The 15090-nt window shown below is 71.9% G+C and carries 9 protein-coding genes and 2 pseudogenes; 4 read left to right on the forward strand and 7 right to left on the reverse strand.

Annotated features, from left to right (window positions below):
* Positions 1 to 72: 72 nt before the first annotated feature.
* The 5 genes and pseudogenes from glpK to ACSU6L_RS31655 all read right to left on the reverse strand — a co-directional run bounded on the left by glpK (position 73) and on the right by ACSU6L_RS31655 (position 6138).
* Positions 73 to 1593 carry a glycerol kinase GlpK gene (gene glpK, locus ACSU6L_RS31635; protein ID WP_437062319.1) on the reverse strand — a complete coding sequence of 507 codons (1521 nt, stop codon included), beginning with the start codon at positions 1591 to 1593 and terminating at the stop codon, positions 73 to 75.
* Positions 1594 to 1613: 20 nt separating this feature from the next.
* Positions 1614 to 2363: an MIP/aquaporin family protein gene (locus tag ACSU6L_RS31640; protein WP_437062321.1), complete on the reverse strand. Its 750-nt coding sequence runs from the start codon at positions 2361 to 2363 to the stop codon at positions 1614 to 1616.
* A gap of 325 nt (positions 2364 to 2688) precedes the next feature.
* Entirely contained in the window at positions 2689 to 4341 is a 1653-nt protein-coding gene (locus tag ACSU6L_RS31645) for an EAL domain-containing protein (RefSeq protein ID WP_437062323.1), read from the reverse strand.
* 187 nt (positions 4342 to 4528) lie between these two features.
* A pseudogene (locus ACSU6L_RS31650) lies at positions 4529 to 5717 on the reverse strand (lipid-transfer protein).
* A pseudogene (locus tag ACSU6L_RS31655) lies at positions 5714 to 6138 on the reverse strand (Zn-ribbon domain-containing OB-fold protein). Before ACSU6L_RS31655 ends, ACSU6L_RS31650 begins: the two co-directional pseudogenes overlap by 4 nt.
* Positions 6139 to 6317: 179 nt before the next feature.
* On the opposite strand from ACSU6L_RS31655, the gene ACSU6L_RS31660 reads away from it, so the two are divergent.
* Positions 6318 to 7127, forward strand: coding sequence for a M15 family metallopeptidase (locus tag ACSU6L_RS31660; RefSeq protein ID WP_437062325.1), 810 nt, complete (start codon positions 6318 to 6320; stop codon positions 7125 to 7127).
* A gap of 47 nt (positions 7128 to 7174) precedes the next feature.
* The gene (locus ACSU6L_RS31665; protein ID WP_437062327.1) at positions 7175 to 7711 is read left to right on the forward strand and encodes an NUDIX domain-containing protein; all 537 of its coding nucleotides are present in this window, start codon (positions 7175 to 7177) and stop codon (positions 7709 to 7711) included.
* Here ACSU6L_RS31665 and ACSU6L_RS31670 read toward each other — a convergent pair.
* Positions 7702 to 10080 carry a glycoside hydrolase family 31 protein gene (locus ACSU6L_RS31670; protein ID WP_437062329.1) on the reverse strand — a complete coding sequence of 793 codons (2379 nt, stop codon included), beginning with the start codon at positions 10078 to 10080 and terminating at the stop codon, positions 7702 to 7704. The genes ACSU6L_RS31665 and ACSU6L_RS31670 overlap by 10 nt on opposite strands.
* 212 nt (positions 10081 to 10292) lie before the next feature.
* On the opposite strand from ACSU6L_RS31670, the gene ACSU6L_RS31675 reads away from it, so the two are divergent.
* A complete protein-coding gene (locus tag ACSU6L_RS31675; RefSeq protein ID WP_437062331.1) occupies positions 10293 to 12260 on the forward strand; it encodes an acetoacetate--CoA ligase in 1968 nt (655 codons plus the stop codon).
* A gap of 186 nt (positions 12261 to 12446) precedes the next feature.
* Positions 12447 to 13340 (forward strand): hypothetical protein, encoded by an 894-nt coding sequence (locus ACSU6L_RS31680; RefSeq protein WP_437062333.1) that lies wholly within the window; start codon positions 12447 to 12449, stop codon positions 13338 to 13340.
* Between the two features lie 69 nt (positions 13341 to 13409).
* On the opposite strand, the gene ptsP is transcribed toward ACSU6L_RS31680, so the two are convergent.
* Positions 13410 to 15080: a phosphoenolpyruvate--protein phosphotransferase gene (ptsP, locus tag ACSU6L_RS31685; RefSeq protein WP_437062335.1), complete on the reverse strand. Its 1671-nt coding sequence runs from the start codon at positions 15078 to 15080 to the stop codon at positions 13410 to 13412.
* Positions 15081 to 15090 lie beyond the last annotated feature (10 nt).

Raw genomic sequence — 15090 nt, forward strand, 5'->3', positions numbered from 1 at the left:
AGGCACGGCCCGTACCCCCGCCGACTGGGGGTACGGGCCGTGGTCCACGTCGGATACCCCGCCCGCGCGGACCTAGCCGTCGCCGTCCTCGACCCAGCTCAGGCTCTTCTCCACGGCTTTGCGCCAGTTGTGGTACTCGCGGTCCCGCACCGACTCCTCCATGGCCGGAACCCACTCGGCGTCCTTCCGCCAGTGCGCCTCGAGCTCGTCCAGGTCGTTCCACACCCCGGTGGCGAGTCCGGCGGCGTACGCGGCGCCCAGGCAGGTCGTCTCCGACACCCGGGGCCGGATCACGGGCACGCCCAGCACGTCGGCCTGGTGCTGCATCAGCAGATTGTTCTTCGTCATCCCGCCGTCGACCTTCAGGGTGGTGATGGGCACCCCCGAGTCCTGGTACATGGCGTCCACGACCTCACGCGTCTGCCAGCTCGTGGCCTCCAGCACCGCGCGGGCGAGATGCGCCTTCGTCACGTACCGGGTCAGCCCCGTGACGACCCCGCGCGCGTCGGAGCGCCAGTACGGCGCGAACAGGCCCGAGAAGGCGGGTACGACGTACGCGCCGCCGTTGTCCTCGACGCTGGCCGCCAGTGGCTCGATGTCGTCGGCGGTACGGATGATCCCGAGCTGATCCCGGAACCACTGGACGAGCGCGCCCGTTATGGCGATCGAGCCCTCCAGGCAGTAGACCGGCGCCTCTTCGCCGATCTTGTAGCCCATCGTCGTCAGCAGCCCGTTCTTGGACGGCACCGGCCGGTCGCCGGTGTTCAGCAGCAGGAAACTGCCCGTGCCGTACGTGTTCTTCGCCGCCCCCACGTCGTAGCACGCCTGCCCGAACACCGCCGCCTGCTGGTCACCGAGTGCCGACGCGACGGGTACGCCGGCGAGCGGGCCGACCGCCGTGCCGTACACCTCGGCGGACGACCGGATCTCGGGGAGGACGGCCTCGGGAACGTTCATCGCGGACAGGATGGAGGAGTCCCACTGAAGGGTGTTCAGGTTCATCAGCATGGTGCGCCCGGCGTTGGTCACGTCGGTGACGTGCCGGCCGCCGTCCGTGCCGCCCGTGAGGTTCCAGATCAGCCAGGAGTCGACGGTGCCGAAGGCGATCTCGCCGCGCTCGGCCCGCGCCCGCAGCCCCGGCACGTTGTCGAGCAGCCAGGCGGCCTTGGGCCCGGAGAAGTAGCTCGCCAGCGGCAGTCCGGTCCGCTCACGGAAGCGGTCCTGCCCGTCTGCGCCGCCCAGTTCGGCGCAGAGCGCGGCGGTCCGTGTGTCCTGCCACACGATGGCGTTGTGCACGGGCATGCCGGTCGCGCGGTCCCACAGCACCGTCGTCTCGCGCTGGTTGGTGATGCCGAGCGCGCTGAGCCGGTCGGCCCGCAGTCCGGCCTTGGCGAGCGCCCCGGCGACCACCGCCTGCACCTTGGACCAGATCTCGGTGGCGTCGTGCTCGACCCAGCCGGGCTTGGGGAAGATCTGGCGGTGCTCGCGCTGGTCGACGGCGACGATCGCGCCGCCGTGGTCGAAGATGATGCAGCGGCTCGACGTGGTGCCCTGGTCGATCGCGGCGACGTACCTCTCGGCGTTGTCCGTCATGGCCACCTCTCGGGCTCGGTTCAGAAGGCTGCGTTGTATACGAGACCGGCGAGTGCTCCTCCGATCAGCGGGCCGGCCACCGGGACCCAGGCGTAACCCCAGTCGGAGGTTCCCTTGTTCGGGATCGGCAGGAAGCTGTGCACGATGCGCGGGCCGAGGTCGCGCGCGGGGTTGATGGCGTACCCGGTCGGCCCGCCGAGCGAGAGACCGATGCCTACGACGAGCAGGGAGACGATCAGCGCCGTGGTGCCGGACTCGCCGAGGCCCTCGGTCAGCCCGAAGGCGAGGACCGGCAGGACCAGCGCGACCGTGGCGATGATCTCCGTGACCAGGTTGGCGACCGGGTGGCGGATCTCAGGGACGGTGGAGAAGACGCCGAGCGTCGGCGTGGGCTCGTCGGCCGTCCCCTCGGTCGTTCCCGTCGTCCTGACGTTGGCCTGGAACTGCGCGAAGTAGACCAGGTAGGCGAGGACCGCGCCGAGCATGGCACCGATCATCTGCCCCAGCAGATAGACCCAGACCTCGCCCCACTCACCGGTGTCGACGGCGATCCCGAGGGTGACGGCCGGATTGAGATGCCCGCCGGAGAGCGGTGCGGCCGTGTACGCGCCCGCCAGCACCGCGAATCCCCAGCCGAACGCGATCACGATCCACCCGGAGGCCCGCGCCTTGGAGTGTCTGAGGGTGACGGCGGCGCACACGCCGGCACCGAAGAGGATCAGGATCGCGGTGCCGATGATCTCGCCGACGAGGATGTCTCCGTTGCTCATGGCGGCTCCTAGGCCCTGTCCCGGGGTGATCGACCCCGATGCCCTGTGCAGGATGCGGTTCCCGTTGCTCCCGTGGCTCTCTGGCTCAGTGGCTTGCGTGAAACGCCTGTGGGGGAGTGGGCCGTGGCTCAGGAGCCCATGCGGCGCGGCGACGGAATACGCCGAGAATGTACGGCGATGTCGGCCGACACCGGGAAGTGTTCACCGGCGCCCAGGGACCGTCAAGGTCGGCGACCGCAACGGTTTTCGGTCACCTGTGCGGCCCGTGCCGCCGCGCACGGCACCGCCGTACCGGCAGCCGCGGTACCGGCCGCCCGTGGGCCGATCACCCTCGCCCCGGCTCCGACACGGCGCACCCCGCCTGCCGCGGCACCGACTCCACGCCCCGCAGGACCTCGTGCCCCGGCAGCCCCGCCCGCCCCAGCACCCAACTCGCTCCGGTCAGCGCCTTCGCGGCCTTCTTCAGCGGCGCCAGGGACGCGGCCGCCTGCCGGTGATCCGCCACGCTGCCCGGCCCGCACACCACCGTGGCCAGGGAGAGCGTCACCGGCAGGCCGCCCGCCGACCAGGGCGCGTCGAGCACCGAGGCGGCGAGCCGATGGAGCCCCTCCGGGTCTCCCAGCACCAGGAAGTCGTCCCCGCCGATGTGCCCCACGCGAGTGCTGCCCGACGCCGCCAGCTGCAACGCCCGCCCCACCGACCGGATCAACTCGTCACCCGCGGCGAACCCGGCCCCGTCGTTCACCTGCTTGAAGTGATCGACATCCAGCCAACTCAGCGCGAACACCCGGCCGTCCGCGATCCGCCGGTCCACCTCACCGGTGATCGCGTCCGAACCGGGCAGCCGCGTCAGCGGATTGAGCCCGGCCGCCTCCTCGACGCGGGACTCGGCCAGCGCCCGGACCAGATCCGCGAGCCGTACGACACCCACGCACCGCCCATGGACGTCGACCACCGCCACATCGTCCGACGTACGGTCCCGCGCGCCGTCCGCCACCACGTCCAGCACCTCCCAGGCGGTGGCGTCGACCCCGACCGTCCGCGGCGGATCGCCCAGCCGGGCGGCGGGCCGGTCGGCGTACAGCGCGTGCCCGTACCGGCCCGACATCGACAGCAGGAACCGGGACCGGTGCACGGACCGGACCGGCACGCCGTCCCGGTCCACGAGCAGCACGCCCGACACGTCCGGCGACCCGGTCAGAAGGGCCCGCACCTGGGACGCGGACGCGGTGTCGGGCAGCAGCGCGGCCGGCCGTACGAACTCGCGCACCGACGGGCCCGACCGCGTCGCCCCCTCGAAGGCCGGGGAACGGGGCGGAACGTACACGTCCACCGCGGGCAGCCTGGCCGGCGGGGCGAACAGCAGGCCCTGGGCCAGCTGCGCCCCGGCCGACAACGCCGTCGCACACTGCAGCTCGGTCTCCACGCCCTCGACGGCGAGCAGCGCCCCCGCCTCGTCGCAGAGCGTCCGCATGGCCCGCACCGCGGCGGGCCGGGCCAGCATCGACCCGTCCAGCTTGACCAGGTCGGGCGTCAGATCCGTGAGCAGCCGCAGCGGTACGTCACCGTCGCCGACACCGTCCGCGCTGACCCGGAAGCCCTGCTCGCGCAGCGCGGCCACGGCCTCCAGCAGCGCCTGCTGCGGCACGTGGGTGTACGGCGGGCCGACGTCGACGGTCACCTCCCAGGGCAGCCGCCCCGCCGCGCGCACCGCGTCGTGCAGGGGCGCGAGCCCGCCGAGGTCCGCGAGGGTCCCCGCGAACACGTTGACGTGCAGCGGCAGCAGCGTCTCGTGGCGAACCGCCGCCCGGACCGCCGACACGGCCAGCCGCCCGTCGAGTTCGGGGTCCCGACGTGCCTCGGCCAGGATGTCGCCGGCTTCCGGGCGGGCGAGGATCTCCAGTGCCGCGATCCCGCCGGTGGACAGGTTGACCACCGGTTGGAAAGCGAAGCGGAGCGTGTCCGACCAGGTGCGCACGGGAGCATGATGGCCCCGCCCGCGCACGCCCTGGCCCAGTTCATGAGACGTTCACGCAGCATTCCTGGTCGGTCACGCAGCGTACGTATGGCCTCCCTCGTCAGGGCTACTAGGGCGGGGTCGCGTTCGTACGCCCGCCGGACCGGCGTACGCGCGCCCGAGTGCGCGCCCCGGCGTGACGCCCCGCTCACCGCACCGCGATCACCGCCGATCCGTGCCCGAAAAGCCCCTGGTTGGCCGCGATGCCGACGCGCGCCCCCGCGATCTGCCGGTCGCCCGCGGTGCCCCTCAACTGCCAGGTCAGCTCGCAGATCTGGGCGATCGCCTGGGCCGGAACCGCCTCTCCGAAGGACGCCAGCCCGCCGCTGGGGTTCACCGGTGTGCGCCCGCCCGGCCCGGTCACGCCCTCGCGCAGCAGCTTCGCCGCCTCGCCCGCGCCGCACGGCCCCAGATCCTCGTACCACTGCGGCTCGAGCGCGGCGGACAAGCCGTACACCTCGGCGAGCGACAGTTCCTCCGGCCCGATCCCCGCCTCCTCGTAGGCGGCCCGCGCGATCGACTCGCGGAAGGTCCCGGCCGGGGGATCCACCGCCACAGCGGAGTCCGTGGCGATGTCCGGAAGGTCCAGCAGTGTTCGGGTAGCGCGGAGTCACCGTGGACACCGCCCGGATCCGCACCGGCTCCGTCAGCCCGCGCCGGCGGGCGAAGTCCACCCCCGCCAACACCACGGCCGCTCCGCCGTCCGACCTCGCGCAGATGTCGAGCAGCCGCAGCGGATCGGCGACCACCGGAGAGGCGGCCACCTCCTCGGCGGTGGTCCGCCGCCGGTAGCGCGCGTACGGGTTCAGCGCGCCCAGGGCCGCGTTCTCCACCTTGACCTGGGCGAAGTCCTCCAAGGTGTCGCCGTGCACCGCCATCCGACGGCGGGCGTACAGCCCGAAGTGCGCCGGATTCGTCGCCCCCAGCACACGGAAGCGCAGCCAGTCGGGATCGTCCGGCCGGTCCCCGCCTATCGGCCGGAAGAACCCCTTCGGCGCCGCGTCCGCGCCCACCACCAGCACGACGTCCGCCAGACCGGACAGGGTCTGCGCCCGCGCGGTGTGCACGGCCTGCGCCCTTGACGCGCACGCCGCGTACATGCTCGTCACCCGGGCGCCCTGCCAGCCCAGCGCCCTGGCGAACGTCGCCCCGGACACATAACCCGGATAGCCGCCGCGCACCGTGTCGGCCCCGACGACGGAGCCGACGTCCCGCCACCGCAGTCCCGCGTCGGCGAGCGCCGCGCGGGCCGCCGCCACGCCGTACTCGACGAAGCCGCGCCCCCACTTGCCCCAGGGGTGCATGCCCACGCCCAGCACCGCCACCTCGTCCATCACGCAGTCGCCCCCTTCGGCCGCCACTTCCACGTCGTCCACACCGTCTCCACGTCCTCGTGCAGCACACCGGGGACGGCCTCCACCGGCATGCCCACCGCGAGGTCGTCGACGGTGATCCCGGGCACCGCCTGCCCCAGCACCACCAGCCGCTCGGCCGGCAACTCCACAGCGATCAACGCGTAGGCCTCCCAGAGAGTTCCCGCTCGCTCACGTAGAGTGACGAAACCCGGTAGCGGCTGTCCGTGTAGGACCAGATCCGCCCCTCGCGCGAGAGCGGCACCTCCACCAGGTCCCCGCCGGGACACCCGGGATTGCGGCAGTGGATCCCCTCGCGCGGAAAGAACACCGAGCAGCACGCCGAGCAGCGTGTGCCCAGGAGTCGGAAGTCGTCCCCGTCGCCGGTGAACCAGCCGGCGACCACAGGAGTGCGGGTGTGCGCCAAGAATCCTCCGCAAGCCGACATCTGACTGAGCGTCAGGAGTGTGTCACGGCTGAACCGGGCACGGGCAGAGGGCGAGCGGAACTCGGGTCCCCCGATCGAGCGCGGACTGCATCCGATCGCTTCCCTGGTGTGACCCGAGCCTGATAGATGCAGGGGACATGACACGACTCTCCCTGATGGCCCGCGGCCTCGTCACCGCGGCCGTCGCCCTGCTCACCATGACCGCGACCACCGCCACCGCACAGGCGAAGACCGAACCCACCGCCCCCGAGGGCTTCGTGGCGCTGCGCAGCGTGGACCGGACGATCATCCAGGAGATGCGCTACTTCACCCCGCACAACTTCGTCGGCGAACGCATCGACGGCTACCGGCAGCCCCTGTGCGTCCTCACCCGCCCCGCCGCACAAGCCCTCCACAAGGCCCAGACGAAGCTGCTGCGCCAGGGCTACACCCTCAAGGTCTACGACTGCTACCGGCCGCAACGCGCTGTGGACCACTTCGTCCGCTGGGCGAAGGACCTCGACGACCAGCGGATGAAAGACGAGTTCTACCCGAACGTCGACAAGACCCGTCTGTTCGCGGACGGTTACATCGCCGAGAAATCCGGCCACAGCCGAGGCTCCACCGTGGACCTCACCATCGTGAAGCTCCCCGCCAAGCCCACCCGGCCGTACCTCCCCGGCGAACCCCTCGTGCCCTGCTACGCGCCGCAGGACGAACGATTCCCCGACAACTCCGTCGACATGGGCTCCGGATTCGACTGCTTCGACACCCTCTCGCACACCCTCGACCCACGCGTCCAGGGCGAACAGCGCGCCAACCGGCTGCTGCTGAAGAGCACCCTGGAAGACCTCGGATTCGTCAACCTCGCCGAGGAGTGGTGGCACTTCACCTACAAGCCCGAGCCCTACCCGGACACCTACTTCGACTTCCCCGTGTCCGCGAAGTCCCTCCACCACGGGCACTGAGCCTCCGCCCCACGACGCCCTCTCCGCGATCGGATACAGTCCGCGGCGTGTCCGAAACCCAAACCCCCAACCTCAACTCCGCACCGGGCTCCCACTGTTCGAGCTGCGGATCGCCCTATGGAGAGGGCGTCTCCGGCTGGCCCCGCACCTGTCCGGCCTGCGGCACCGTCACCTACCGCAACCCACTGCCGGTCGCGGTCGCCGTCCAGCCCGTCTACGACACCCAGGGCACCGCCCTGGTCGTCATCACCCGCACCATCGCCCCCGCGCGGGGAGGCATCGCGTTGCCCGGCGGCTACATCGACGACCGCGAGGACTGGCGCCAGGCCGTCGTCCGCGAGCTCAGGGAGGAGACCGGTATCGACGCCGCGGCCCGCGACGTGCGGCTCATCGACGCCATGAGCTCTCCCGACGGCCACCTGCTGCTGTTCGGGCTCCTCCCGGAACGGCCCGCCGACGGCCTGCCCGCCTCTGCCGCCACCGACGAGACAGGCGGCTGGCACCTCCTGCGCAGGCCACAGGAGCTGGCCTTCCCCCTGCACACCCTCGTCACGCGGGCCTGGTTCGAGGGCCGCTACGTCTGAGGCCGGTCCGCCCGAGTCCCGCGCACCCGCACCGGGTAGGGCGGCTCGCCCATACCGCCCTCACCCTCCCGCTCGACCACCACCCGCCGGCCCTCCCGGCGGGTCACATAGCGCTCGATCTCCGGCTCCTGCCAGCGCTCCTCGGTGTCCGGCACCACCAGCCCGCCCCCGGTACGCCCCGGCGCGGGAGCCCACACCTCCAGCTCCAGCCCACCGTCGTCGCCCCGTACGGGAACGACCGAACCCGCACGCGCGAACACCGGGACACGCGACAAGGGCGCCTCCACGAGCACCTGCGCCGGCCCCTCGTACGCCCGCTCCGTCACCGTGTCGTACCACCGCCCCCGCGGCAGCCGCACCGCCCGACGGTCCGTCCCCGGGTCGAGCACCGGCGCCACCAGGAGACAGTCGCCGAGCAGGAAGGCGTCCTCGCAGTCCCGCAGCGCCCGGTCCTCCGGCGTCCCCCACCACAAAGGCCGCACATAAGGAGCCCCGGTACGCCGCGCCAGATGCGCCAGCGTCACGAAGTACGGCAGCAGCCGGCGACGCTCCAGCAGCGCCACGCGCGCGTGCTCCAGCACCTCTGGGCCGAACTCCCACGGCTCCCTGCGCCCCGCCCGCATACTCGCGTGAGTCCGGAACAGCGGCAGATACGCGCCCAGCTGGAACCAGCGCAGATACAGCTCGGGTGACGGGCTCCCGTCGTAACCGCCCACGTCGGGACCCGAGTACGGCACCCCGCACAGCCCCAGCCCCATCACCAGCGACAGCGACGCCCGCAGCCCCGGCCAGCCCGTCGCCACATCACCCGACCACGTCCCGCCGTAGCGCTGCATACCGGCCCAGCCGGAGCGCGAGAAGACGAACGGGCGCTGTCCCGGCGCCAGCTCGGCCAGCCCCTCGTACGCGGCCCTCGCCATGCACAGCGCGTACACGTTGTGCGCCTCGCGATGGTCGCCTCCGCGCTCCTCCAGGGAGTGCCGTGCCGAACGCGGCAGCGTCGTCTCCCCGAACGCGGCGAACGACGTCGGCTCGTTCATGTCGTGCCAGAAGCCGGAGAAGCCCTGGGCCAGCCGCTCCTCGTAGAGACGTCCCCACCACTGCCGCACGCGCGCGTGCGTGAAGTCCGGGAACACCGACTCCCCGGCCCAGACGACCCCCCGGACGGTCCGTCCCGAGGCGTCCCGCACGAACGCCTCCTCCGCCGCGCCGCCGTCGTACACGGCGTCGCCCGGCTCTGCCTTCACCGCCGCGTCGACGATCGACACCAGGCGGACGCCGTCGCGCCGCAGTTCCTCGGCCAGCTGCGGCAGCTTCGGGAAGCGGTCGGGATCGACGGTGAACACCCGGTGCTCCTCGTAGTGATCGATGTCCAGATGCACCGCGTCCAGGGGCAGCCCACGCTCCTGGTACCCCGCGACGATCCGCCGCACCTCCTGCTCGCTGCCGAAACCCCACCGCGCGTGGTGGTGGCCGAGCGCCCAGGCCGGCGGGAGCGCGGGCGCCCCCGTCAGCGCGGCCCAGGTGAGCAGCACGCGCGCGGGGGTCCCCACCATCACCCAGCAGCGCAGCGGGCCACCGTCCATGCGCAGCTCGCTCACACCGGCCCGGTCGTGCCCGGAACCCGCGCCCTCCTCGCCCTCCCGCAGCAGCACGGTGCCGTCCCACGTGGTGTCGTGGAACATCAAATGCGTCCCCACGTCCGCCACCACCAGCTGCACCGGCATCGTGATGTACAACGGATCGTCCCCGAGGCCGAAGGCATGCCCCGGGTCGGTGTTCCACAGCCGGTACACGCCGTCCCGCAGCCGAGGCCCCGACGCTCGCCCGCCCAGCCCGAAGAACCGCGCGTCCGCGGCCACCTCCGACCGCTGCATCCAGCGCGCCCCGCCCCCGCCGACCGGCTCCCACCACCGGGGCGGCAGATCACGACGCAGGGTCACCCCGCCCGGTGTCCGCACCTCGACCGCCCCGTGCCGCGAGACCACGACCGTCATGCGCTCGGCCACGACCCGCCAGCCACCGTCCTTGTCGGGCTCCAGCACGGCCCGCGGATCAGGCTCCGGACAGCGTCCCGCGAGCGCGTACGACGGCTCCGGACCGGCCCCGTCCCAGCCCCAGAACACCGCCCCGCTCACCGTCACGGTGATCCGCAGCTCGGAACGGTCGAACCGCAGAATGCCCCCACCGGGGCCGGGCTCCGCCCCCCGCAGCACACCGGGCACCCGCGCGCGCTCCACACCGCGCGGCGGCAGCCCCGCGGCATCGGCACGGCTCCTGCGCCACGCCGCCCGTACGGTACGCCACCCCTGCGCCGCCCCCACGGAACCGACCGCCTTTATCGAACGCACCAGGTCACGACCGTCCATGCTGCTCACCCTGCCACTGTCCGGCCGATGCGTGCGTCCCGTTCAACTTCCGTTCACCCGTGCCAGGACCACATCTTCGCGACACGGAGTATGTGGGGCGGACCCTGGTGTAGAAGTCGATCACATGGCATCGTCCGTGTCAGCCGCGTCACGCGCACACCCCAGCCCGTGCGCGGAGGACGCACACGACGCGCACAGTCCGGGAGCCGCCCATGTCGACCGTCAACCCGCAGCCGCTCTGGCAGCCAGATCCGGAACGCATCGCCCAGGCACAGGTCACCAGATTCCAGGCCTGGGCCGCCGAGCACCACGGCGCCCCCGCCGAGGGCGGCTACGCCGCACTGCACCGCTGGTCCGTCGACGAGCTGGACACGTTCTGGAAGGCCGTCACCGAGTGGTTCGACGTCCGCTTCTCCACCCCCTACGCGCGCGTGCTGGGCGATCGCAGCATGCCCGGCGCCCAGTGGTTCCCCGAGGCGACCCTCAACTACGCCGAGCACGCGCTCCGCGCGACCGCGACCCGCGCGGACGAACCCGCCCTCCTCTGCGTCGACGAAACCCACGAGCCCCGCGCGGTGACCTGGCGCGAGCTGCGCCGCCAGGTGGGCTCCCTGGCCGCCGAACTGCGCTCCCTCGGCGTACGCCCCGGCGACCGCGTCAGCGGCTACCTGCCCAACATCCCCGAGGCCGTCGTCGCGCTCCTGGCCACCGCCGCGGTGGGCGGCGTCTGGACCTCCTGCGCCCCCGACTTCGGCGCCCGCAGCGTCCTCGACCGCTTCCAGCAGGTCGAACCCGTCGTCCTGTTCACCGTCGACGGCTACCGCTACGGCGGCAAGCGGCACGACCGCCGCGACACCGTCGCCGAACTGCGCCGCGAGCTGCCCACCCTCCGAGCCGTCGTCCACATCCCCCTCCTCGGCACCCACGCCCCGGAGGGAGCCGTGGAATGGTCGGCACTGACGAGCGCCGACGTGGAACCCGACTTCGAACACGTTCCCTTCGACCACCCCCTGTGGGTGCTGTACTCCTCCGGCACCACCGGCCTGCCCAAGCCGATCGTCCAGTCCCAGGGCGGCATCCTCGTCGAGCACCTCAAGCAGCTCGGCCTGCACTGCGACCTAGGCCCCGAGGACCGTTTCTTCTGGTACACCTCGACGGGCTGGATGATGTGGAACTTCCTCGTCTCCGGCCTCCTCACCGGCACCACGATCGTCCTCTACGACGGCAGCCCCGGATACCCCGACACCGGCGCCCAGTGGCGGATCGCCGAACGCACCCGAGCCACCCTCTACGGCACCTCCGCGGCCTACGTCATGGCATGCCGCAAGGCGGAGGTACACCCCGGGCGGGACTACGACCTCTCCGCGGTGCGCTGCGTGGCGACCACCGGCTCCCCGCTGCCGCCCGACGGCTTCCGCTGGCTGCACGACGAGGTCCGCGACGACCTGTGGATCGCCTCCGTCAGCGGCGGCACCGACGTCTGCTCCTGCTTCGCGGGCGCCGTCCCCACGCTCCCCGTGCACATCGGCGAACTCCAGGCACCCGGGCTCGGCACCGACCTGCAGTCCTGGGACCCGAGCGGCAAGCCGCTGACCGACGAGGTCGGCGAGCTGGTGGTCACCAACCCCATGCCGTCCATGCCGATCTACTTCTGGAACGACCCCGACGGCAGCCGCTACCACGACAGCTACTTCGACACCTACCCCGGCGTCTGGCGCCACGGCGACTGGATCACCGTCACATCCCGCGGCTCCGTGATCATCCACGGCCGCTCCGACTCCACACTCAACCGGCAGGGCGTGCGCATGGGGTCGGCCGACATCTACGAGGCCGTCGAACGCCTCCCCGAGATCAAGGAATCGCTCGTCATCGGCATCGAGCAACCCGACGGCGGCTACTGGATGCCGCTCTTCGTGCACCTCGCCTCCGGAGCCGCGCTCGACGACGCCCTCCTCGACCGGATCAAGCAGACCATCCGTGCCGAGCTCTCACCGCGCCACCTCCCCGACGAGATCATCGAGGTGCCCGGCATCCCCCACACCCTCACCGGCAAGCGCATCGAGGTCCCGGTCAAGCGCCTCCTCCAGGGCACCCCACTGGAGAAGGCGGTCAACCCGGGCTCCATCGACAACCTCGACCTGCTGCACTTCTACGAGGACCTGGCTCGCAAGCGCGGCTGACGCCCCGACGCCGGCCACTCTCCGCAGACGGCCTCGGGCTCGCCGACCACCACCCCGAGCCCGAGACGACTGCGTTGACCTGCACTTTTCCCCCTCGCTTGGTCGCGTCCAGTGTCACCCGAAGCCCGCTGTCAGTGCCGCCGGTTACTGTGAGTGAGCATTGATCGACTGCGCACAGGGGGAAACATGGCGCACACCGACCACCTGACCATGCGACGCGTCCTGCGCCGCGAGATCGCCGGCACCATCGGGCTCCTCACCGACGAGCACGACTTCCGTGCCATGCGGCGCTACCGCAGCTTCACCTTCGACGACCACCAGACCTACCTGAACCAGATCGAGGCCCTGCTCAAGACCCGAGCGTCCCAGGGCAGCCACACAGCGGTGGCCCTGTTCGACCCCCAGGAGTACGCCGACTACTGCGCGGAAACAGGCCTCGACCCGGACGTCCCGTCGAGCCGGAGCCGCTTCACAGCCGAACTGGCCGCCACAGGCCCCACCATTCCCTACGAAGGCCAGCCCCTCACCGACCTCGTCCCCGCACTCATCGACGAGGCCGTACGACAGGCGACCTGGGACTACGCCTCCACCCTTCTCGCCCGCCTCGGCTCCTGCCCCACCTGCGGCGAGGACTTCGGACGCTCCGCCTTCACCCGCGCCTCCGCTCTCCTCCTCCGCATCCTCGACACGGCCCCACAGGGGAGCCACCACCTCGTCTGCAGCATCTCGAGCACCGCCGAAACCCTCGTCGCCGTCCTGCACGCCGACGACCGCGACGGCACCACCGAACTCGACGAAAGCGAAGCTCTCGAATTCACCACCGTCCTGGCCCTCGGCCTCGCCACCCACAGCCCAGGCGGCCTCGTCATGCGCACCACCGCCCCCGGAACCCCCGACCGCGTCTACGGCTGGCGCCTGCGCGGCAACGGACTGGAACCCCTCACCGCCGGCGAGGTCTTCGACGCCTACTGCACCGACGCACAGACCGGAGACCTCATCTCCCCCGAATCGGGAGTCGACTACTGCGAGCCACCCGACCTGGGAGAGGAGGACGGCCCCGCCCCGGCCCACCAGCACTGAACGCGCCAGGGGCGCCCCACCCGAAGGTGGAGCGCCCCTGCACACCCGCCGTCTCCGGCCGGGCCGGACTCACTCGCCGGACAGCACCGCCTGAGCGGCGCTGCGCGCCTCCTCGGCGGTGTCCGCCGCACGCGCGGCCGCCGCCGCACGCTCGCACTGCGCCAGCGTGTACTTCGCCAGCGTCGCCCGAACGTAAGGAATGGACGCCGCCCCCATGGACAGGGAGGTCACACCGAGACCGGTCAGCACACAGGCCAGCAGCGGGTCGGACGCGGCCTCACCACAGACACCGCAGCTCTTGCCCTCGGCCTTGGCCGCCTCAGCGGACAGCGCGACCAGGTCCAGCAGCGCCGGCTGCCACGGATCCTGCAGCCGCGACACCGCGCCCACCTGGCGATCGGCGGCGAAGGTGTACTGCGCGAGGTCGTTCGTCCCCAGCGACAGGAACTCGACCTCCTGAAGGATCGAGCGCGCCCGCAGCGCGGCCGACGGGATCTCCACCATGGCGCCGAACTTGGCCCGCAGCCCGGCCTCGCGGCAGGCGTCGGCGAACGCCTTCGCGTCGGTACGGTCCGCCACCATCGGGGCCATCACCTCGAGGTAGACCGGCAGACCCTCGGCCGCCTTCGCCAGGGCGGTCAGCTGGGTGCGCAGCACCTCCGGGTGGTCAAGAAGTGTCCGCAGACCACGGACACCCAGCGCCGGGTTGGGCTCGTCCGCCGGCGTCAGGAAGTCCAGCGGCTTGTCCGCACCGGCGTCCAGCACGCGGACCACGACCCGGCCCTCGGGGAACGCCTCGAGCACCTGACGGTAGGCCTCGACCTGCTTGTCCTCGGAGGGAGCCTTCTTGTTGTCGTCCAGGAACAGGAACTCGGTCCGGAAGAGACCGACACCCTCGGCACCCGCCTCGACCGCGGCGGCCACGTCCGCCGGACCGCCGATGTTGGCGAGCAGCGGCACCTTGTGACCGTCGGAGGTGGCACCCGGACCGGTCGACGCGGCCAGCGCGGCCTTGCGCTCCGCGGCCGCGGCCGTCAACTGAGCCTTCTTGTCCTCACTCGGGTTCACGAAGATCTCACCGGTGCTGCCGTCGACCGCGACGACCGTGCCCTCGGCGAGCTCGCCGGCACCCGGCAGCGCCACCACGGCCGGCACTCCCAGCGCCCGCGCCAGAATCGCGCTGTGGCTGGTCGGTCCGCCCTCCTCGGTCACGAAGCCGAGAACCAGGGTCGGGTCCAGCAGCGCAGTGTCGGCCGGCGCCAGGTCACGGGCGACCAGGACGTACGGCTCGTCACTGTCCGGCACGCCCGGCATCGGCACGCCCAGCAGCCGGGCGACGATACGATTCCGCACGTCGTCGAGGTCGGCCACACGACCGGCCAGGTACTCGCCGGCACCAGCCAGCAGATCGCGGTACGCCGCGAACGCGTCGTACACCGCCCGCTCGGCCGTGCTGCCCACGGCGATCCGCCGGTCCACGTCAGCGATCAGCTCGGGGTCCTGGGCCATCATGGCCTGAGCCTCGAGCACCGCCTGGGCTTCGCCCCCCGCCAGATTGCCGCGCGCAATCAGGTCGGCCGCCACAGCTTCCACGGCCTGGCGGGCGCGCCCCTGCTCACGCTCCGCCTCCTCCGCCGGGATCTGCTTGGCCGGCGGCTCGAGCACCGCCGTTCCCATGTGCCGAACCTCGCCGATCGCCACTCCGTGGCTCACGCCGACGCCTCGCAGCGTTGTCTCCATCTCACCCGTC

The organism is Streptomyces sp. enrichment culture (assembly GCF_964272855.1).
Lineage (GTDB): Bacteria > Actinomycetota > Actinomycetes > Streptomycetales > Streptomycetaceae > Streptomyces.

Bases quoted from the DNA above. Each gene is read 5' to 3' on its own strand.
- glpK (WP_437062319.1), bottom strand. From the start codon at position 1,593: ATGACGGACAACGCCGAGAGGTACGTCGCCGCGATCGACCAGGGCACC.
- ACSU6L_RS31640 (WP_437062321.1), bottom strand. From the start codon at position 2,363: ATGAGCAACGGAGACATCCTCGTCGGCGAGATCATCGGCACCGCGATC.
- ACSU6L_RS31660 (WP_437062325.1), top strand. From the start codon at position 6,318: ATGACACGACTCTCCCTGATGGCCCGCGGCCTCGTCACCGCGGCCGTC.
- ACSU6L_RS31670 (WP_437062329.1), bottom strand. From the start codon at position 10,080: ATGGACGGTCGTGACCTGGTGCGTTCGATAAAGGCGGTCGGTTCCGTG.
- ACSU6L_RS31675 (WP_437062331.1), top strand. From the start codon at position 10,293: ATGTCGACCGTCAACCCGCAGCCGCTCTGGCAGCCAGATCCGGAACGC.
- ACSU6L_RS31680 (WP_437062333.1), top strand. From the start codon at position 12,447: ATGGCGCACACCGACCACCTGACCATGCGACGCGTCCTGCGCCGCGAG.
- ptsP (WP_437062335.1), bottom strand. From the start codon at position 15,080: ATGGAGACAACGCTGCGAGGCGTCGGCGTGAGCCACGGAGTGGCGATC.